Origin of the sequence: Shewanella aquimarina, assembly GCF_023349185.1 — a bacterium.
GTDB lineage: Bacteria > Pseudomonadota > Gammaproteobacteria > Enterobacterales > Shewanellaceae > Shewanella > Shewanella aquimarina.
Genome location: NZ_JAKIKY010000004.1, coordinates 138,187 through 156,151, shown reverse-complemented (window position 1 = coordinate 156,151; position 17,965 = coordinate 138,187). Strand labels below are relative to the sequence as shown.

Annotated in this window: 18 protein-coding genes; 10 read left to right on the top strand and 8 right to left on the bottom strand. The window is 54.6% G+C overall.

Annotated elements, in window-relative coordinates; translation table 11 throughout:
• The first annotated feature begins 715 nt into the window (after positions 1 to 715).
• The 4 genes from L2731_RS06815 to L2731_RS06800 are packed head-to-tail and all read left to right on the top strand — an operon-like array spanning position 716 to position 3,891.
• On the top strand, positions 716 to 1,552 hold the full coding sequence (locus L2731_RS06815; RefSeq protein WP_239849674.1) for a MipA/OmpV family protein: 837 nt from the start codon (positions 716 to 718) through the stop codon (positions 1,550 to 1,552).
• Entirely contained in the window at positions 1,542 to 1,937 is a 396-nt protein-coding gene (locus L2731_RS06810) for a DUF3019 domain-containing protein (protein WP_239849673.1), read from the top strand. The genes L2731_RS06815 and L2731_RS06810 overlap by 11 nt, the downstream gene beginning before the upstream one ends.
• On the top strand, positions 1,934 to 2,638 hold the full coding sequence (locus L2731_RS06805; RefSeq protein WP_249252390.1) for a response regulator transcription factor: 705 nt from the start codon (positions 1,934 to 1,936) through the stop codon (positions 2,636 to 2,638). The genes L2731_RS06810 and L2731_RS06805 overlap by 4 nt, the downstream gene beginning before the upstream one ends.
• A complete protein-coding gene (locus L2731_RS06800; protein ID WP_249252389.1) occupies positions 2,635 to 3,891 on the top strand; it encodes an ATP-binding protein in 1,257 nt (418 codons plus the stop codon). Before L2731_RS06805 ends, L2731_RS06800 begins: the two co-directional genes overlap by 4 nt.
• Before the next feature lie 2 nt (positions 3,892 to 3,893).
• Here the strand turns inward: L2731_RS06800 and chrA are convergent, their stop codons facing one another.
• The 4 genes from chrA to ohrR form a co-directional block, all read right to left on the bottom strand.
• Positions 3,894 to 5,090, bottom strand: coding sequence for a chromate efflux transporter (gene chrA, locus L2731_RS06795; protein ID WP_249252496.1), 1,197 nt, complete (start codon positions 5,088 to 5,090; stop codon positions 3,894 to 3,896).
• 152 nt (positions 5,091 to 5,242) lie between these two features.
• Positions 5,243 to 6,382, bottom strand: a complete 1,140-nt coding sequence (gene rlmC / locus L2731_RS06790) for a 23S rRNA (uracil(747)-C(5))-methyltransferase RlmC (protein WP_249252388.1) — start codon at positions 6,380 to 6,382, stop codon at positions 5,243 to 5,245.
• Between the two features lie 42 nt (positions 6,383 to 6,424).
• Positions 6,425 to 7,666, bottom strand: coding sequence for a glycerol-3-phosphate dehydrogenase/oxidase (locus L2731_RS06785; RefSeq protein ID WP_249252387.1), 1,242 nt, complete (start codon positions 7,664 to 7,666; stop codon positions 6,425 to 6,427).
• Positions 7,667 to 7,699: 33 nt separating this feature from the next.
• Complete coding sequence (ohrR, locus tag L2731_RS06780) at positions 7,700 to 8,167, bottom strand: transcriptional regulator OhrR (RefSeq protein ID WP_249252386.1); 468 nt, start codon at positions 8,165 to 8,167, stop codon at positions 7,700 to 7,702.
• Between the two features lie 322 nt (positions 8,168 to 8,489).
• Between ohrR and L2731_RS06775 the strand changes: the two genes are divergently transcribed.
• The 4 genes from L2731_RS06775 to L2731_RS06760 all read left to right on the top strand — a co-directional run bounded on the left by L2731_RS06775 (position 8,490) and on the right by L2731_RS06760 (position 11,496).
• Positions 8,490 to 8,927, top strand: a complete 438-nt coding sequence (locus L2731_RS06775; RefSeq protein WP_249252385.1) for an OmpA family protein — start codon at positions 8,490 to 8,492, stop codon at positions 8,925 to 8,927.
• Positions 8,928 to 9,157: 230 nt separating this feature from the next.
• Positions 9,158 to 10,576: a cytochrome C biosynthesis protein gene (locus L2731_RS06770; protein ID WP_249252384.1), complete on the top strand. Its 1,419-nt coding sequence runs from the start codon at positions 9,158 to 9,160 to the stop codon at positions 10,574 to 10,576.
• A gap of 108 nt (positions 10,577 to 10,684) precedes the next feature.
• The gene (locus L2731_RS06765; protein WP_011864602.1) at positions 10,685 to 10,882 is read left to right on the top strand and encodes a hypothetical protein; all 198 of its coding nucleotides are present in this window, start codon (positions 10,685 to 10,687) and stop codon (positions 10,880 to 10,882) included.
• 209 nt (positions 10,883 to 11,091) lie between these two features.
• Positions 11,092 to 11,496, top strand: a complete 405-nt coding sequence (locus L2731_RS06760; RefSeq protein WP_041510135.1) for a hypothetical protein — start codon at positions 11,092 to 11,094, stop codon at positions 11,494 to 11,496.
• 86 nt (positions 11,497 to 11,582) lie between these two features.
• On the opposite strand, the gene L2731_RS06755 is transcribed toward L2731_RS06760, so the two are convergent.
• From L2731_RS06755 to L2731_RS06740, 4 genes are all read right to left on the bottom strand, one after another.
• A complete protein-coding gene (locus L2731_RS06755) occupies positions 11,583 to 12,728 on the bottom strand; it encodes a GGDEF domain-containing protein (RefSeq protein WP_249252383.1) in 1,146 nt (381 codons plus the stop codon).
• 111 nt (positions 12,729 to 12,839) lie between these two features.
• Entirely contained in the window at positions 12,840 to 14,405 is a 1,566-nt protein-coding gene (gene ahpF / locus L2731_RS06750) for an alkyl hydroperoxide reductase subunit F (RefSeq protein ID WP_249252382.1), read from the bottom strand.
• 172 nt (positions 14,406 to 14,577) lie between these two features.
• Positions 14,578 to 15,147: an alkyl hydroperoxide reductase subunit C gene (gene ahpC / locus L2731_RS06745; protein WP_041510132.1), complete on the bottom strand. Its 570-nt coding sequence runs from the start codon at positions 15,145 to 15,147 to the stop codon at positions 14,578 to 14,580.
• 195 nt (positions 15,148 to 15,342) lie between these two features.
• The gene (locus L2731_RS06740; protein WP_249252380.1) at positions 15,343 to 16,089 is read right to left on the bottom strand and encodes a spermidine synthase; all 747 of its coding nucleotides are present in this window, start codon (positions 16,087 to 16,089) and stop codon (positions 15,343 to 15,345) included.
• A gap of 308 nt (positions 16,090 to 16,397) precedes the next feature.
• Between L2731_RS06740 and L2731_RS06735 the strand changes: the two genes are divergently transcribed.
• Both L2731_RS06735 and L2731_RS06730 read left to right on the top strand, forming a co-directional pair.
• On the top strand, positions 16,398 to 16,949 hold the full coding sequence (locus L2731_RS06735; RefSeq protein ID WP_249252378.1) for a mechanosensitive ion channel domain-containing protein: 552 nt from the start codon (positions 16,398 to 16,400) through the stop codon (positions 16,947 to 16,949).
• Between the two features lie 16 nt (positions 16,950 to 16,965).
• Positions 16,966 to 17,934, top strand: a complete 969-nt coding sequence (locus tag L2731_RS06730; RefSeq protein WP_239849661.1) for a magnesium transporter CorA family protein — start codon at positions 16,966 to 16,968, stop codon at positions 17,932 to 17,934.
• The last annotated feature ends 31 nt before the right edge of the window (positions 17,935 to 17,965 follow it).

The window sequence follows — 17,965 nt, the reverse complement described above, 5'->3', positions numbered from 1 at the left end:
AAACTTCCACCTTTTTTGTAGTTATGCCCTGATGAAGCTTGTTGTTTGCATACTTATTCACCAGCGAACTAACATATAATCATGATGGCTTAACTAATGTGGATAGCTTTGGTGTAGCATTTTGTAGTTTTGTTAAAAAACAAACATTTGGTTAACAGCGGGTTATTTTTACAACTTTCAGGTCAGACCACAGAAAAAATCAAAGCCTAAAAACAACGATAACCACAATTAAAACAAAAAATTAAACACAACAACCCGAGTTCCCCCAAAAAACACCATCCGATAACAAAATCACTACAAACCAGGCGTCGAAATGCAATAAGCTCAAGAGGCAAGTGGGATAAGAGATCATCTTGCTACATGATAGAAGGAGCTTCTGCACTAGCAAATGACCAAGCATGATTATTCAATCATTCAGTGCAAGTCGAGCGCTACAAGTCGCACAGTACAAGTCAAGCTGTACAGCCGACCGACACGGGTGGCAGTAGCAAGAAGAAAAACGCAGTACGCGAATGACGGGGGAATACAACAAAGTCACGGCTAAGCTTGGCAGGGGACAGATCTTAAATGCCTCGATTAGCGCTAACCTAAAGGCTCTACTCGAAAAACCCTGCCAAGGCATGTAGCATTTTGTACACTTATATATATTTTTACAGACTTTTAACCTGAGATGGTTTTAGATGCTAATTTCAGTTTCGGGATGTGGATGAAGGCCATGAAGTACCTCTTGTCCGGTCTTATTTTCCTCACAGGGCTGCTCCTGAGCGAGGCTAGGGCCGAAGAGCAGATAGATGACATTACCACGGGCGAATTTCATTTCACCCTCGCCTTGGGCTATGGTGGCATCGAGAACCCCAGGGCCAAGTCAGACGATATCACCACCTATGTCCTGCCGAGCTGGTCCTACTATGATGACCGCTTCTATGTCGAGAACTTCACCCTGGGCTATAGCCTGTATGAGTCAGACAGCCTATTGGTCGACCTGCAGACCCGCCTCAACGAAGATGGCTTCTTCTTCGAACTGGATGGTTGGAACAAGGTCTTCTTGAGTGACATTCTCGGCTATAAGCCCAACAAACAACCCCTGTTTGGTCCGGAAATCCCCGAGGTACCCATTGAGCGTCACATCTCCTACCTGGGTGGCCTCAGCACCACCTGGCTGACTCCCTACAGCGATTTCACCCTGGGCTATTTTCACGATATCAGTGGTGTACATCAGGGCAACGAGATCCACTTCAAGGCCAAGAAAAACATGGCATTTTCCTGGGGTGCACTGGGTTTCGAAGTCGGTGCGATACGCAAGAGCAGCCAGCTGATCAGCTACTACTACCACTTTACCCAGGAGGAACTGGGCCGCGGCCGGGCGCAACAACCCCAATCGGCGGCTATCAACTACCATACCAGCGGCGTCGTCAATGTCCCCCTGTGGCAAGATATTAATTTCGTAGCGATTGTCACCTACACTTGGTTAGGAGATGAGATCACTAAGAACCTCATGGTAGAGAAGGATGGCTACCTATCCGGGTTCATTGGAGTCAGCTATGCCTTCTAACGCCATCAAGCTGATACAGTGCATGTTGTTGCTGGCCCTGACCACCAGCTTCTACTGCCAGGGCAATAGCACCCAGGTCAATATCAAGCCCAAGACCTGCGCGGTACTCGAGGCGGGAAGTCCCTGCCATCTAACGCTCAAGATAAGCTACAGACTAGAGGCCTTGGAGCAGACCTGTATCTGGGTCGCCCTCAAGGAGAAGCCGGAGCAGTGTTTCGACCGCCTGAGCGTGGATCACCTGCTCGAGCTGACTCTCACCAAAGACACCCAGGTACAAATCAAAGATCTCAACAACAAGGTGCTCGATGAGGTGACCATACAGATCGCCACCTATCAGCCCGTCAACACCCGCAAACGCCGAGGACTCAACTGGAACCTGTTATGAGCAAACCTAAGATACTCCTGATTGAAGACGATCTGGATTTGGCCGAGCTCACCCTGCTGTACCTGACGCAGCAAGGCTTCGACCTGACCCACAGCGAATCGGCCCAGGCGGTGGCTAATTTGCCCGCCGATCTCAACTTCGATCTCATTATCTGTGACATCATGTTGCCCGACACAGATGGCTTTAGCCTGTTCGCCGAGTTACAGGCGCGCTACCAGTGCATGATCATCTTCATGACCGCCCTCGACGGCCAGCAGGAGCAGATAAAGGGCCTGGAGTTGGGTGCCAGCGACTATATCGTTAAACCGGTCAACCCTGAGCTGTTGGTGGCTCGCATCAAGGCCAACCTGAGGAAATTCCCCGGCGAGGCAGCCCCTCAGGCCGTTACCCTACACGACTTCACCATAGATCATACCCATCAACTGCTGACCATAGGCGATCGCCCCCAGAAGGTGACCACTCAGGAGTTCGATCTCTTGTGGATCTTCGCCCAACACCCGGGCAAGGTACTCAGCCGCGAATATCTGTTCGAGCAGTATGTGGGCCGCCCCTATGATGGCCTCGACCGGGCGATCGATCTCAAGATCAGCCGCCTGAGAAAGAAAATCGACAGCTATCAGATCGCCGGACTCACCATCAAGACGGTACACGGCCAGGGCTACCTGTTTAACTATCAGCCCCAGACCGCGGATAAGGGATGAAATTTCAATTCTACCGTCTCTACGCCCTGCTGATCTTAAGCAGCGCGCTGATCATCTGGTCCTTCAGCGAGATCCACAGCGCCATGCAACATCAGCTAGAGTCCTACCAGATAGATGTCGACAGCGTGTTTCACAGCCTGAATGAGGCAGACAACAAGCTTCTCATCCGCGAGCTGTCCAGAGACGAGCTCGCGCTGCCTCAAGATCTGGCCGACAAACTCGCCCGCGGCGAAACCATCGCCCTCACCCTGAGCGGTAACAAGACCTACTACTATCGACAGTCGCTCGACTCGAACAAGGCGAAGGACAAGCCGCTAGATAAAGCGACAAAAAAGGTGCTCGCCTTAGGCCCCATTCAGAGCCCAGCCAGACAACCTGTGCCCACAGAGCTTATCATCTTCGCCCTCTATGCCAGCCTGGGCTGCTTGGCCCTGCTGCTTATCTGGCCCCTGTTTCGGGATCTCGCCCGCCTGCAAGCATCCGCGGTGGAGTTCGGTGCCAACCCGAGAAGGATGGAGCAGACGATCAACAAACGCTCGGCCATCTATCCCCTGGCCAAGGTGTTCCATGAGGTCACGCTGCAGATAGTGGACTTCCTGCAGATGCACAAGGAGCTGTCGCGCACCATCTCCCACGAGGTCCGGACCCCCCTGGCTCGCATGCGCTTCGCCCTGCAGCTGAGCAAGGCCGAGCTGGATGAGAAATACTGGCAGCGACTCAACGCCGATATCGATGAGATTGAGCAGCTGGCCAACAACTATCTCTCCTTCGCCAAGCTGGAACACAGGGAGGCGAAAATACAGAAACAGACGATCGCCACCCAAGCCTTTCTCGAACAGTTAGAGGAGAAGTTTGCCCTCTATCAAGACAAGATAAGCATAGAGTTTAGCGCCGACGACAGGCTTGCGGTATTCGATGCCAACTCCATGACCATAGCCACCCAAAACCTGATCATGAACGCCCTGCGCTTCGCCAAACATAAGATCCAGGTGCGCTTTTGCTGCGACAAGGATCAATGCCAGATCACGGTCGAAGACGATGGGCCCGGCTTCGAAGGCAAGGGCAAGCAGCTACTGGCCGCCTTCGCAAGGGACAAGGAACAGGCCGATAGTTCCGGCTATGGTCTGGGGCTCTACATCGCCCGTAAGATAGCCATCTGGCATCAGGGCCGGCTAGAGGTGGCAAAGTCAGATGAACTCGGCGGCGCCAGCCTCACCCTAACCTGGCGCAACCAACAAAACTTAACTCAATAGCACTAAACGAGTGTGCCCAAGGCAGCAAGCAGCATCCCCGCCAGCGCGAAGCAGAGCAAGAGCATGAGAATGCTGGGCCGATAACGCAGCTGCCAGGCCAGCCCCGCCAGCACCAACAAGGCATCGGGCCAGGCGAGGATGGCACTGGTTATCACAGGTGAGATTAACGCCGCCAGCAGCAGGCCCACCACGGCGGCGTTAAGCCCCATGATGGCGCCGCGAAATCTCGCCCGCCCCATCAGGCCATGCCAGCTGCGCAGCAGGGAGAGTTGCAGCAAAAATCCCGGAAAGAAGATGGCGAGGGTCGCCACCAGGGCCCCCAGCAGCGGCGACTCAAACCAGGATTCGGCGCCAAGAAAGGCCGCCAGGGTAAACATGGGGCCCGGCACCGCCTGCGCCAAGGCATAACCGGTCAGGAAACGCTCATTGGTCAGCTGCTGCCCCACGCTCGCCTCCAGTAGCGGCAGCACCACGTGACCACCACCAAACACCAGGGACCCCGCCTGATAGAACTGGGCAAACAACTGCGCCAGACTATGGCCAGTCCCCAGCCAGAAAAGCGACAGGCCAAACAGCGAGATAAACAGCGCCAGCGGCAGCATCTGAGGTCGCAAGGTATCAACAACATAGCCTTGGACGCCTTTCTGTCCGCCCTTCTCGCCATCTTGCAGCGCTGTTGGCGCCAATAACAAGCTCCCAAACACACCGGCCAGAAGCAACATGCCCAGCTGGCTAGCCAGGGTGCCGACAAACAGGGTCAGCGAGGCGCAGAGCAGCATCAAGAGCCTAGTCGCGCCGCGACGGCAGAACTGTTTAAACATGCTCAGAACGGCGTCGGTCACCACCACGACCGCCATCAACTTGAGGCCATGGATAAGCCCCTGAAACCAGCTGGTATCGAGCCAGCTGACACTCGCCACCGCCAAGAGATAGAGCAGCAGAAAGGAGGGTAAGGTAAAGCCGAGAAAGGCGGCGATGGCACCTTGCAGCCCCGCCCTGTGATGCCCGATGGCGAAGCCCACCTGGCTCGAGCCCGGCCCTGGGATCACCTGACTCATGGCGACTATGGCACCGAAACGCTCCGCATCCAGCCAGCTGAGTTCATCTACGAAACGTCGCTTAAAATAGCCTATATGGGCCGCAGGCCCCCCAAAACTCATCAGTCCCAAGAGCAGAAACTGCTTAAACACCTCACCCAATTGGTCACCCTCCGTCAAGCCAGAGCCGAGATTTGGCCGCGCCGCTATGTTGCGCGCAGCCTTTTGAAATATAGGTTAATGAGATTATGACAGACAGATGACCGTCTGATGACAGACCGGGAAGTGTTAGGCGGGCTTAGAGAGCTCAGCGGCTAGTCGCCAATGTGCTGCAACATCACCAGCACCTCGAAATGTTCTGTGTGGGGGAACATGTCAAACAGCTGCACCTTGGTCACCCGGTAGCCTGAGATGCAATGTAGATCTTTGGCCAGCGTCTTGGGATTACAGCTGGAGTAGAGAATTGCCTTAGGGGCAAACTCGCTCAGGGAGTGGCACAGGGCCTCGCCGATACCGCGTCTGGGCGGGTTGACTATGATAAGCTCCGGCTTCTCTTCGCCGCGGCTGTCGCTGGCGAAGCTGGTCGAGTCCAGCGCGGTGAAGCGTACCTTATCAAGCCCCAGCGTCTCGGCCGACATCTTGGCGCAGGCGATCGCCTCGGCCTCGATCTCTATGCCGGTGAGGGCCACCTCTTTCGAGGCGCAGTGCAAGCCAAAACCGCCGACGCCACAGAACAGATCCCAAATCGATTTTGGCGCCAGCTCACCGGTCCACTCCCGCGCGCTAAGATAGAGTTTCGCCGCCACCTCGGGATGGGTCTGGAAGAAGCTCTTGGGGCGAATGTAGAGGGGCACGCCATTAAACTCCTCCTCCAACCGAGTCGCCTCGGTGAGGAAGATCTCCTCCTCTCCCTCCAAAATTGCCATATGTACGGGCTGCAGATTCACCGACACCACCTTGATCTCAGGGTGCTCGGCTAACAGTTTTGGCAGTTCACGTTCGATACGGGGGATGGCCTGCTCCGAGCGCATCACGAAACGCAGCATATACTCGCCGCGTACCTGACTGCGGGTCAGCAGGATAAACTTAAGCTCGCCCTTGGCCTTATCGACCCTATAGGGCGGGATGCCGGCCTGGCGCACGAACGCCTCTAATCGTTGCAGCAACTGCTGCATATCCTGAGGATAGAGGCTGCAATCACATAGGCTCACCGCCTCGCCGCTCGGGCTCACCAGTCCGAGTATCGGCTCATGGGCCGCGCCCAGCACCACCATCTTGGCCTTGTTACGAAAACCTCTCTCAGGCCCCACCACGGGAGGAAGCCACTGCTCCACCGGCAGATCCTTGAGCAATGCCTCTAGGGTCGCCGTTTTCGCCGCCAGCTGATCACTCAGGGGCGTCTCGATATGACGGCAGGAAAGACACTGATTAGCATCGAAATAGGCACACTTCACGGATGGTTTGCTCGCAGCTTGGCTTAAAAAAGGCGCCCTACTTTAGCCTTTTTGGGGAGAAAAATCACCTGTCGCCGTGGGCGATTCGCTTAGCAGCGCCTCATCTGTCACGGGAGTGAGGCGCAACTTATCGACATCGGCGCGTATCGGCTTGGGGCCGCGACGACTCTTGACCCAGGCCAGCGCCTCCTTGGCCGTGTGCCTGAAGGTGGTGAGCTTACCGCCATAGACGGTGAGTAGGTTGGGATGGGTATCGCGTGACAGCATCATGGTATCCCTGGGCAGGTCGAACGCCTCGCCGCCCTGCTTGGGCAGCACGCGCACGCCGCAGTATCGCCCTATGATGCGCGCCTCCAGCACGCCATCATTCTCACACAGGGGAAAGTAATGACGGTAGATCCCCAGCAGATAGGCTTCCTCGGCTGGCGTCACCCCCGCCGCCTCCACATTATCGATTGGGGTCTCTGTGGTGCCTATCATTGTCTTGCCCTGCCAGGGCATGACAAACACCACTCGCTTATCGAAGATAGACTCCAGATAGAAGATGCCGCTGGGCGCGGGGATATCCAGTACCAGGTGACTCCCCTGCACCAGCTCCACCGGCGATACCTCTACCTTAGGGGTGACCCGCTCGAGCGTCTGATTGACCCAAGGCCCGGTGGCATTAATGACGCAGCGACTGCTGAGGCAGCGAATCTCCCCTCCATGGCTAAAGCTGACGATGCAGGAATCAGGCCTGTGCTCTATCTGCTCCAGGCTGACATGGGTCAGCAGCTCGGCGCCCAGCTGTCTGGCACTCTCGGCAACCGCGCGAGTCAGGGCACCATCGTCGGTCTGGGCGTCCCAGTAACGAAACACGGCGCGCAGCCCCTTAAGCTTGAGACCGGCCAGCTCACTCCAGCGACTGGCCGGCACAGACTGAAACTGGCCCAGGGGATCCAGTTCGCTCAGCAGGGCGTACAGACTCAACCCGGCGCGAATGGCCAGGGGGCCGCGCTGACTGCCCCGATAGATAGGAATATAGAAAGGCACAGGCTTGACCAGCTCGGGGGCCAAGGTCAGTAGTGCCTTGCGCTCGGCCAAGGATTGGCGCACCAAACCAAGTTGGCCCGACTCTAAGTAACGCAGGCCGCCGTGGATCAACTTGCTCGAGTTGGATGAGGTCTTCTCGCCCAGATTATCCTTCTCAAGCAGCACCACAGAGTAGCCGGCGGCCTGGGCACACTGGGCGATGCCCACCCCAGTTATGCCGCCACCAATCACCACTAAATCCACTGCTTGCATATCGCATCCTTTCGCTTTATGAATCTAATTAGATTAACCCTGACTCGCCGCATCCAGATAACGGTAGGCCTTGTCACACAGGCGCTTGAGTTCAATAAACTCCTCGGGCTCGCCCCCAAGTTTGCAACGCATCTGCATAGGAATAGACCTAGCCTGCTGCTCTAACGCCTTGCCGGCATCAGTCAGCTGGAGTACCCGCACCCGCTCATCGGCCTCGCTGCGCCCACGGGTCACCAGTCCTTTGGCTTCCAAACGTTTCAGCAGCGGGGTCAGGGTGCCCGAATCCAGATGCAGCTGCTCACCTAGGGTCTTGACGCTGATCCCCGGCTCCTGCCATAGCACCAACATCGCCAGATATTGGGAATAGGTCAAGTCCAGCGCCTCCAGCAAGGGACGATAGGCACGCACCATGGCATTGGCGGCGCTATAAAGCGAGAAACAGATCTGATTTTCGAGGGCCAGGGGGTTAGGCTGAGTATCTTGGCTCGTGGATTGACTCATGAATTGGAACGCCATTATTAAGTTGCACACAACTTTTACCAAGTTTACGCCATGTGCTGGCCAAAGTGAAAAATTATCAAAAAATTTTTTTACTGCATAGTTAGTCAATAATCTGTCATCTTTACAGTGACTTATTAAAATAACTAAGTAAAACCATTTAGATGCGGTTCGACTGAAACCTGACGCCGGGTTAAATACGCAAAAAAGCTGGAATTTTCGCCCATCCCCTACATCAAACATGGTTGCTTTTCGAGCGATAATCCCCTAAATTCCCCCTCCTAATTCAGCTTAATACTCTAAAAACACAATGGAGGTGTTCACTATGAAGCGATTGCTACTGGTGATGTTGTCATGTCTCTTTACCGCCCAAGCCGGTGCTGCCTGCCCACAAAACATTAGCTTTGGCGATATCCCCTTCGAGAAAAACAGCTCTTACTTCGATAGCCGATATGCCAAACAGCTGCAGCAGCTGATCGAGAAGACTCAGACAGATAGCGGTTACCTGCTACTGGAGTTTCCCCTCTTTAAGGGCGAGACAGATAAGAAGCTCAGAGAATACAATTTCTGGCTCGCCAACCGCCGCATCGAACGGGTCAAGAGTTTCCTGACCAAGGCCGACTACAACCAACCTGTGGTCACCAAGTTGTTAACCGCCAGCAAGGAAGATACCCGCACCCTGAGCATCCACTGGTGCCAGCAGAGCGAGCAGGCAACTATCATCGCCAGCACCACAGCTCCAGCCCACCAGCAGCTGAAATAATAGGTTTAGGGTATATACAATTCCAGAGCCCGCCTCCCTGTAAAAAGGCGAGGCGGCAAGTTGACGATAGGCTAAAATCCGCGCCAGTTAACACTTCCTGTACATTTCAAGATTTGCGTTGCAAATCTGAAACATAAACTTAGCCTCCCCCACCACGCGCAGTACACTAGAGGCAGAGGATTCACGCCTTTGTCATCGTCTTTTGGCAAATCAGCTCCCGGGGAGGGATTATGTTTAGAGCCCTGATTTTTTGTTTTCTAATGCTCTCGAGCGCACTACCCAGTTTCGCACAGGCCGAAGGACAGCCAGCACCTCAAAATGCCACCTGGCATTATGTCGACGCCGGCGGTCAGCTGAAGATTAAGCTCTATTTCTTCTGGTCTAAGACCTGCCCCCACTGCGCCGAGGCCCACCCCTTTATCGATAGCCTGCCGGAAAAATATCCCTGGATAGAACTGGAGTCACACATGGTGTCTCAGGCGGGCACCCGGGAGAAATGGCAGGCGGTCGCCGAGCAGACCAAGGTTGCCGCCCGCTCTGTGCCCTATATCGCCGCCTGTGAACAGGCTACCGTGGGCTACAGCAGCGAGGCCGTGACCGGACAATTTATTCTGGGGCAGCTCAAGGCCTGTTATCGCGCCTTGGGTGGCGTGGTGGAGGAAAACGACCAGGCGACTCAGACTGGTACGGCTGCCACTGAAGGCGAGCCGCTGTTTGCCACCTGTAGCGCCAGCAGCCAACCCGGCACCTGTGACCTGGGACTGGAGGAAAGCACCGCTACCGCGCCAGTCACTAAGGTACAACCCATAGAGCTGCCACTTATCGGCGTGGTGGCACCAGAGCAGCTCTCACTGCCCGTGCTGACCGTGGTGCTGGCCGGGGTCGATGCCTTTAACCCCTGCGCCTTCTTCGTGTTGTTGTTCTTGCTCTCTATCATGGTCAACGCCAAGAGCCGCAGTCGCATGTTGATCGTCGGCGGCATCTTCGTCTTCTTCTCTGGCTTTATCTACTTCCTGTTTATGATCGCCTGGCTCAACATCTTCGAGCTGCTGGGCGCGGGTAGCGACGGTGGCCTCATCATTCTTGGGGCGGGGATCATGGCGCTGATCGCCGGTGCCATCAACATCAAGGAATACTTCTTCACCAAGGGGGAAGTCAGCCTCTCCATGTCGGCAGAAAACCGCACCGGCCTTATCAAGCGTATGGGCAAGCTTACCAGTGCCAGCAGCATGGCGGCGATGATCGCCGGCACTGTGGTGTTAGCCATTCTGGCCAACGCCTATGAGCTGCTGTGTACCGCGGGCTTCCCGATGATCTACACCAGCGTACTCTCTATGCATGAGCTGCCGGCCTTCGAGCGTTACCTCTACCTGGCCTTCTACAACATCGTCTATGTGATCCCACTGGCGGCTATCGTAATCGCCTTCAGCGCCACCCTGGGCAAGCGTAAGCTGACCGAGAAAGAGGGCCAAACCCTGAAACTCATGTCGGGGATCATGATGATAGGTCTGGGCGGCATGCTGGCACTCGACCCGACCGCGCTGCAAAACGCTGGGCTGGCCATTGGCTTGATCTTCGCGTCCATCGGCGTCACCTTCGTCATCAGCATGGGACGCAAGTTGCTTGAGAGACGGCGCGCCACCAATTAATTTGGAATAGGCTAAAGTTTTCCCAAACCCTGCCGATAGCACTATAGTTAACCTTAGCGAAAGTTTTTCGGTTAACTATAGGCTCTCACCCAGTTTAAGGCGGTAATCATGGCAATAACAGTTGGAACCAGTAATCTACAACCTAACCTAAGCAATGGAAGCGTTGGGGTTAAAGTTGCACAGCTCGCCAAAGAGCAGCAGCAAGCAGAGGGAGAGATTGCACTACAACTGATTGAAGCGGTTGACTCAGCGCCTAGCGCTGGGCCTGTGGGAAATAGTGGTCACAACATTAATACCACAGCTTAAATCAGAGCGAACTTCGTAAAGCCCTCATCATGAGGGCTTTTTTTTATGGTGGCTCAAAACATACAGGTGACGACTATCACCTTGCGGCAAAACATATTAAGCTGAGCCAATCCGGTCACTAAGGCGCTTATCATAGCGTACATCGAAGCGATGCAATGTAGCCAGTACTTGGAATAGAAAGTGGAAGCTTACACATGGAGGATAGACGAATGAGAGGAGCCGGCGGCAGTTCCGGAGGAATAGGCCTGTTTTTAGTGGGCCTGGTAATGATGTGCGGCGGTTTCTACCTGCTGCTGAACGCCATTTCCGTGACGTCAAACTTTAGCCTTGGTTATCGACTGTACAACGTCGGCGGCATGGGGATCACCGGGGGCACCATACTGATCCCGCTGATCTTTGGCATAGGCATCATCTTCTACAACGCCAGAAATCTGCTGGGTTGGCTTTTGACCCTGGGGTCACTCACGGCGCTTATCTTCGGCGTGCTGGCCAGTGTGAGGTTCAATCTCAGGACCATGACCACCTTCGACCTCTTGGTCATCCTGGTTCTGGCCGTGGGCGGCCTGGGACTGTTTTTACGCTCACTCAAAGCCATAGATGCCAAATATAGCTGAAGCAAAGTCCCTTCTGCCTGCCTAGCCCTCTGGGAGATTCACAGGGATCAGGCTAAATGGTGGCTGACAAGCTTATCGTCGGCCTCCTACGCCTTGGCTACCCCACAGTTAAACCGATCCCGCCCCTGGGACTTACTCAGGTAGAGCAGCCTATCTGCGCTGGCCAGCAGCTCGTTGGCATCCAGCCAAGGTTGCCAAAGGCTGACCCCTTGAGAGACGGTGACATAATCCCCCAGCATCGAGTCTGGATGGGGAATCTCGGCGCTCTTTAGCCCATTACGGATCTGCTCGGCAATATGACGCGCCCCATCGAGATCGGTATCGGGCAATATGATGGCAAACTCCTCACCGCCATAGCGCGCCGCCAGATCTCTAGGCCGAGACGCCACGCCGCGCAGCACCTCACCGAGCCGAATCAAACAGCGATCGCCTTCGCCATGGCCCAGGCTATCGTTGAGGCGTTTAAAGAAATCCACATCCAGTAAGATGATGCTCAGGGGGTCGCCGGTGCGCTCGGACGCCTTGATCTCAAGCGCCAGTACCTCGTCGAAATGGCGTCTATTGCTCAGGTCTGTCAGGCCGTCTATCAGGGCCATCCGCTTAAATTGCTGCAATAGCTGCAATTTTTCGGCGTTACGCAGAATTGCCTTACGAAACCACTGCAGCAGCACCTTCTGCCCGGTAAGTATGATCACAAAGAGACAGATAAACTTAGTGACGGCAAAAATGGGATTTTCCGGGATCTCGATAAGCCGCGTCACCATACTCACCGTCAGCAAGGGCACCACGCTCACCAAGAGCCAGCCGCGCAGGGGATAGAGAGAGATGGCAAAGGTAAACACCAAGACATCGACAACAGAATCGACTGCGGCAAGGGAGCTATATTCCCATTGAATACTTAAGGTGCTGGTCAGCCAGTAATGTCCAATCACAAAATAGATCCAGGCGACTTCGAGTACTAAGAGGTAAGCCAGCACTAGCCCCATGCGATGCTGCTCAGGCTGACGATAGAGAATCCCCGCCAACCCAAACAGGGCGATACACAGAGTGGGCATCTGCAATACCAAGAGATCCTGTAGGGTTAAAACATGATGCTTCTGAAGCATGGTCGCGAGGAAGATGGCAACCAGCAGGAACACCGAGAGATAGGCGGTCCACTTCACCGAGCGGCAAAGATAGAGGTGAGTCTCTTGGGTCAGGAGTTCGTCAAAGCTTTTTGGCTTACTGTTCATCGTATCTGCGCCCGCCCCTCTTCTGCTATCGTCATAAGCTTAAGTAATTATAAAGACGAATAAAAAAACAGCCAGCATAAAGCTGGCTGTTTATCTGTAGCAATTTGTTCCCTAAGCCGCAACCGACTCCGCCGGCTCGCCGAGACGGATCAGATAGTCGAAGGCACCCAGGGAGGCCGTTGCGCCGCTGCCCATGGCGATAATGATCTGTTTAAAGGCCGAATCGGTCACATCGCCCGCGGCAAATACCCCCGACAATGAGGTCTGGCCCTTGGCATCGACCATGATCTCGCCGCGTTCGCTGAGATCGACCGTGCCCTTGAGCCACTCGGCATTTGGCACCAGGCCAATCTGCACGAAGATCCCCGACAGCGGTACATGGTGCTGCTCACCCGTGGCTCTGTCTGTGTAGTTCAGGCCTTGTACCCGTGTGCCATCGCCCACCACTTCTGTGGTCATCGCCTGGGTGATGATGTCGATATTGCCCATGGAAGCCGCCTTACGCTGCAACACCTCGTCGGCGCGTAGCTTACTGTCGAACTCCAGCACGGTAACATGCTCGACGATATTGGCCAAATCTATGGCCGCCTCTATGCCCGAGTTACCACCGCCAATCACGGCGACACGCTTGTCTTTAAACAGCGGGCCATCACAGTGAGGGCAGTAGGCGACGCCTTTGCCGCGGTACTCTTTCTCACCCGGTACATTCATCTCGCGCCAGCGAGCGCCCGTGGCCAAGAGTACCGTCTTGCTGCGCAGCAGTGCGCCGCTTTCGGTCTGGATCTCAAACAGCTCGCCTGACTTGAGGCTCAGGGCGCGTTGGTTATCCATGATATCGACATCATAGTCGTGAACATGGGCTTCCAGGTTTGCCACCAGCTTAGGCCCTTCGGTCGCCTTGACCGAGATAAAGTTTTCGATACCCACAGTCTCGGCCACCTGGCCGCCAAATTTGTCCGCCAGGATACCGGTTCTCAGCCCCTTACGGGCCGCATAGATGGCGGCCGATGCGCCAGCTGGACCACCACCGACCACAAGCACATCGAAGGCCTCTTTCTGGCTGAGCTTTTCCGCCTGACGACTGGCCGCGTTAACATCCAGCTTATTGAGGATCTCGACCACGCTGATACCACCGACAGAAAACGGCTCGCCGTTGAGGTAAACAGAGGGCACCGCCATGATGTTGCGCTCGTTCACTTCATCCTGAAACAGGGCGCCGTCTATCATGGTGTTTTGAATATTAGGGTTGATCGCCGCCATCATATTAAGCGCCTGTACCACCTCGGGACAGGTTTGACAGCTGAGTGACACATAGGTCTCGAAGCGATACTCGCCCGGCAGGTCGCGGATCTGCTCGATCACCTCGGGGGCGAGCTTGATAGGATGGCCACCTGTGTGCAGCAGTGCCAGCACCAGAGAGGTAAACTCGTGCCCCATGGGCAGGCCGGCAAAATGGATCTGACTACCGGTATCAGGGCTAGTCACAGTCATTGACGGAGTGCGCTCACCCTCAACTTGGGTCAATGACACTAATTGGGATAGCGCTGCAATATCGGTTGCCAACGACAATAGTTCTTTTGCTTTAGGACGCTCATCTGCCGATACGACAAGTTCAACTGGGCGCTTGAGGTTTTGCAGATAGGTAGTCAGCTGATTTTTCACATTCGCATCTAACATGATAACTCCTAGGAAAAAGTGGCTCCCATAGGGAGCCAAAACATAGGGAAAAATTGCCGGCTCGCATGCAGGGGGAGGTGAACCGGCAATGAAAAAGAATGATGATTAAACGATTTTGGCTTTCGCCGGGTCGCCCGAGATGATGAGGCCCGGGCAACCTTTAAGAGAGATCTTAGATCTTACCGACCAGGTCAAGTGAAGGTGCTAGGGTCTCTTCACCTGGCTGCCATGCTGCCGGGCAAACTTCACCATCGTGAGTCGCAACATACTGAGCCGCTTGAATCTTACGAACCAGCTCAGAAGCGCTACGACCGATACCCAGGTCATGAACCTCGGCAACCTTGATCTGACCTTCCGGGTTGATCACGAAGGTACCGCGCAGTGCCAGACCTTCTTCTTCGATCATCACGCCAAAGTTACGTGAGATAACACCGGTTGGGTCGCCGATCATTGGGTAGTTGATCTTGCCGATAGTGTCTGAGCTATCGTGCCACGCCTTGTGAGTAAAGTGAGTGTCGGTAGAAACTGAGTAAACTTCGACACCCATAGACTGCAGCTTCTCGTAATGGTCAGCCATATCACCCAGTTCAGTCGGGCAGACGAAAGTGAAGTCGGCTGGGTAGAAGAAAACCACTGACCACTTACCCAGTAGGTCTTGCTCAGTCACAGAGACGAAATCGCCATTGTGGTATGCAGTGGCTGAAAAAGGCTTGATTTCGGTGTTGATGATTGATTGAGTCATTGCTTGCTCCAGTGCTCGTTATTAACAGTAATTTGTGGGGTGTGGCGTCTGCCGTGACCCCGTGTTCTTTGTCGATGAGGAGATAATAACGAGACTGGACAATTAAATATAACGGGTAAAAACTATCATACTAATCGGTTTTTAAGATTGAACTATCTGTGGTGGCAAAAAACCGATTAGGCCAACACCTCAGGATCATGACTCCCAGGGTTCGAAGCGCGTCAGGCTGCGACTCAGGGGAAAATCCAACTGTTGCGACAACTGCTGCGCCTCGGCCTTAAGACCACTGGCACTTATCTGGCGCACCTGTTTGCCGGCGAGTACCACCCAGTTGCCACCGCCGGTCAGACAGGCGCGCACGTCACAGAAATGTTGCTCTAGTTGAGTTAGCAAGGCGGTGTTGCGGCTATGTTCCTTCCAACAGTTAAGCACCAGATACCCCTCTGCCTTAAGCAGACCCGCGGCGTTGGCGATGAAGGTCTCGCTTAGCTGCTGCTCGTCCACCCCGTCACCATGGTAGATGTCGGCGAAGATCACATCGGCCTTCTTGTGGTTAGCCTCGGTCAGAAACTCATTGGCATCTTGGTGGATCAGGTTGAGCTTCTTCCCCAGCGGCAACCAGAAGTAGCGCTTGGCCACCTCGATCACCGCCTCGCGCAGCTCGACGGCGGTAATATTGATCCCCCGGTCGAAGTTACGCAGTGCGTGGATCAGGCCACCACCACCCAACCCGAGTATTATCACCCGCTTGGGCTTAATAAACAGCAGCACCAACAACATGGCCTGCAGATACGTATGCATAGGCACATGCAACGCCGACTTGTGCAGCTTACTCTGCTCATCGTTATCGCCAAAGGAGAGCAGGCGAACCTCCTTATCTTCCATCACCAGCAGGGGGCCGTGGTCATCTTCGCCGGCATAAAGGGTGGTGTAATCTGACATCTGTCTCTCCGTTGCTGCGGCTATGCCTAGGGCTTCAATGAATGGCGCAAAAAAAATGCCACGGTAAAAGCCGCTAGTATGCCGCAAAATCGCAGTTAACACAGCAGGCAAATCCTTTTGACTCTATAAGTGAAGGATAAGGCTAAAGGCCATAAACAGGCATGAGGCCCCCTTCCCCACTCAGCCCGCTTTTGCGCGCTGCATTTGCCCCCACATTTTAGCCTTGCAATCGACCCGGCATTCTCACATTGCAATCATGCTAGGCTTGTAGTATTTGTTTGAAATCTTTGGCTCATTTGTGATTGACCATGACACAAACCCTACTCATCAGCTGCCTCTATATCGGCATCTTCATCTTCGCCCAACGTCTACTGACCAACTGGATCGCCAAGCTTTCCGAGGCCAAACAGGTCTCCTTTAAGCGCACCAAGATGGTGACCCAATATATTACCTACCTGCTGTTTATCATCATCGCCTGTCTCTGGGTGGTTTCTCTGGGCATAGAGTATCAACAGGTCTCCCTGTTTATCTCCTCGGTATTTGCCGTGCTTGGTGTCGCCCTGGTGGCCCAATGGTCGATATTGAGTAACATCACCGCTGGCATATTGATCTTCTTCGTCTTCCCCTACCGTATTGGCGATCGCATCAAGATCATCGACAAGGATGAGGATGTCAGCGGTATCATCGCCGAGATCAGCCTGTTTCATGTGCTGATAGAACGCAGCGATGGCATCACCATCACCTATCCGAATAACCTGATGCTACAGAAAGGGGTGTTGAAACTGACTCAGGCGCACACTCAGGCCAAGCCCTTGAGCGAATCGCCCGAGAAAGACCATACTCAAGTACAAAGCGATTAACCTACAGGGGGCCGCGATGCTCACGACATTACTCTATGATCCGCAAGATGATTCGCTCACCCGGGGAGACGCGTCTCAGGTCGCCAGCTGGCAGCAGCGCGACGACACCATACTCTGGCTCAATATCGACGGTGAGATAGACGATGAGTTGAGCGAGTCGCTGCAGCGGGATTTCGGCCTGCACCCATTGGCGCTACAGGACGCCTCGCGGGATCGCCATCCTCCTAAGATAGAGGACTTCGACGATCATACCTTTATTCTGCTTAGGGGCTTGTCGGCCGATTCAGACTCCATCAACTGCGACAACATAGTACTGGCGCTGTTTGTGGGGCCGCGTTTTATCGTGACCCGACACAGCAAGCGTTCCCTCTCCATCGAGCGCACCATGACCTCGCTTGAGGCGGGCGAGCTGTCGCTGCAAAACACAGGTGCCGTGGCGCTGAAACTCAGTCGCTATGTGATTAAGCGCTACCATAAGATCCTATTCGATCTCGAGAGCCGCCTGGAGGAGCTGGAAACTGTGATGCTCACCACGGCGGACGATAAGATCTTGGCCGAGGTGGTACTCTACAAGACAGATCTCACCCGGCTGAGACGCAACTTTCACTACCATGTGGAGCTGTTCGACAGCCTGCGCAGCGAGCCCTCAGTCCCCTTCGACGACAGCCTCTACCATGAGATCAACGACGTGTGCGAGCATCAACACAGGGCGGCCAGTCTGGCGGACCTCTTCTATCAGGTCTCAAGCGATCTCATCGACGGTTACATTTCCATCAGCGCCCACAGGCTAAATAACATCATGAAGGTGCTGACCATCATTACCGCCATCTTCGTGCCGCTGACCTTTATCGCCGGTATCTATGGCATGAACTTCGAGTATATCCCAGAGCTGAAACATAAAGATGGCTACTTCATCGTTTGGGGCGTGATGCTTAGCATCACTGCGGTACTGATCTGGCTGTTCAGGCGCCGCAAATGGCTCTAACCATTATCTAGGCCAAAGTAAAAAGGCGAAC

Bases quoted from the DNA above. Each gene is read 5' to 3' on its own strand.
- ahpF (WP_249252382.1), bottom strand. From the start codon at position 14,405: ATGTTAGATGCGAATGTGAAAAATCAGCTGACTACCTATCTGCAAAAC.
- ahpC (WP_041510132.1), bottom strand. From the start codon at position 15,147: ATGACTCAATCAATCATCAACACCGAAATCAAGCCTTTTTCAGCCACT.
- L2731_RS06800 (WP_249252389.1), top strand. From the start codon at position 2,635: ATGAAATTTCAATTCTACCGTCTCTACGCCCTGCTGATCTTAAGCAGC.
- L2731_RS06770 (WP_249252384.1), top strand. From the start codon at position 9,158: ATGTTTAGAGCCCTGATTTTTTGTTTTCTAATGCTCTCGAGCGCACTA.
- L2731_RS06740 (WP_249252380.1), bottom strand. From the start codon at position 16,089: ATGTCAGATTACACCACCCTTTATGCCGGCGAAGATGACCACGGCCCC.
- L2731_RS06805 (WP_249252390.1), top strand. From the start codon at position 1,934: ATGAGCAAACCTAAGATACTCCTGATTGAAGACGATCTGGATTTGGCC.
- L2731_RS06785 (WP_249252387.1), bottom strand. From the start codon at position 7,666: ATGCAAGCAGTGGATTTAGTGGTGATTGGTGGCGGCATAACTGGGGTG.
- L2731_RS06755 (WP_249252383.1), bottom strand. From the start codon at position 12,728: ATGAACAGTAAGCCAAAAAGCTTTGACGAACTCCTGACCCAAGAGACT.
- L2731_RS06735 (WP_249252378.1), top strand. From the start codon at position 16,398: ATGACACAAACCCTACTCATCAGCTGCCTCTATATCGGCATCTTCATC.
- ohrR (WP_249252386.1), bottom strand. From the start codon at position 8,167: ATGAGTCAATCCACGAGCCAAGATACTCAGCCTAACCCCCTGGCCCTC.
- L2731_RS06810 (WP_239849673.1), top strand. From the start codon at position 1,542: ATGCCTTCTAACGCCATCAAGCTGATACAGTGCATGTTGTTGCTGGCC.
- L2731_RS06730 (WP_239849661.1), top strand. From the start codon at position 16,966: ATGCTCACGACATTACTCTATGATCCGCAAGATGATTCGCTCACCCGG.
- L2731_RS06775 (WP_249252385.1), top strand. From the start codon at position 8,490: ATGAAGCGATTGCTACTGGTGATGTTGTCATGTCTCTTTACCGCCCAA.
- L2731_RS06815 (WP_239849674.1), top strand. From the start codon at position 716: ATGAAGTACCTCTTGTCCGGTCTTATTTTCCTCACAGGGCTGCTCCTG.
- L2731_RS06765 (WP_011864602.1), top strand. From the start codon at position 10,685: ATGGCAATAACAGTTGGAACCAGTAATCTACAACCTAACCTAAGCAAT.
- L2731_RS06760 (WP_041510135.1), top strand. From the start codon at position 11,092: ATGAGAGGAGCCGGCGGCAGTTCCGGAGGAATAGGCCTGTTTTTAGTG.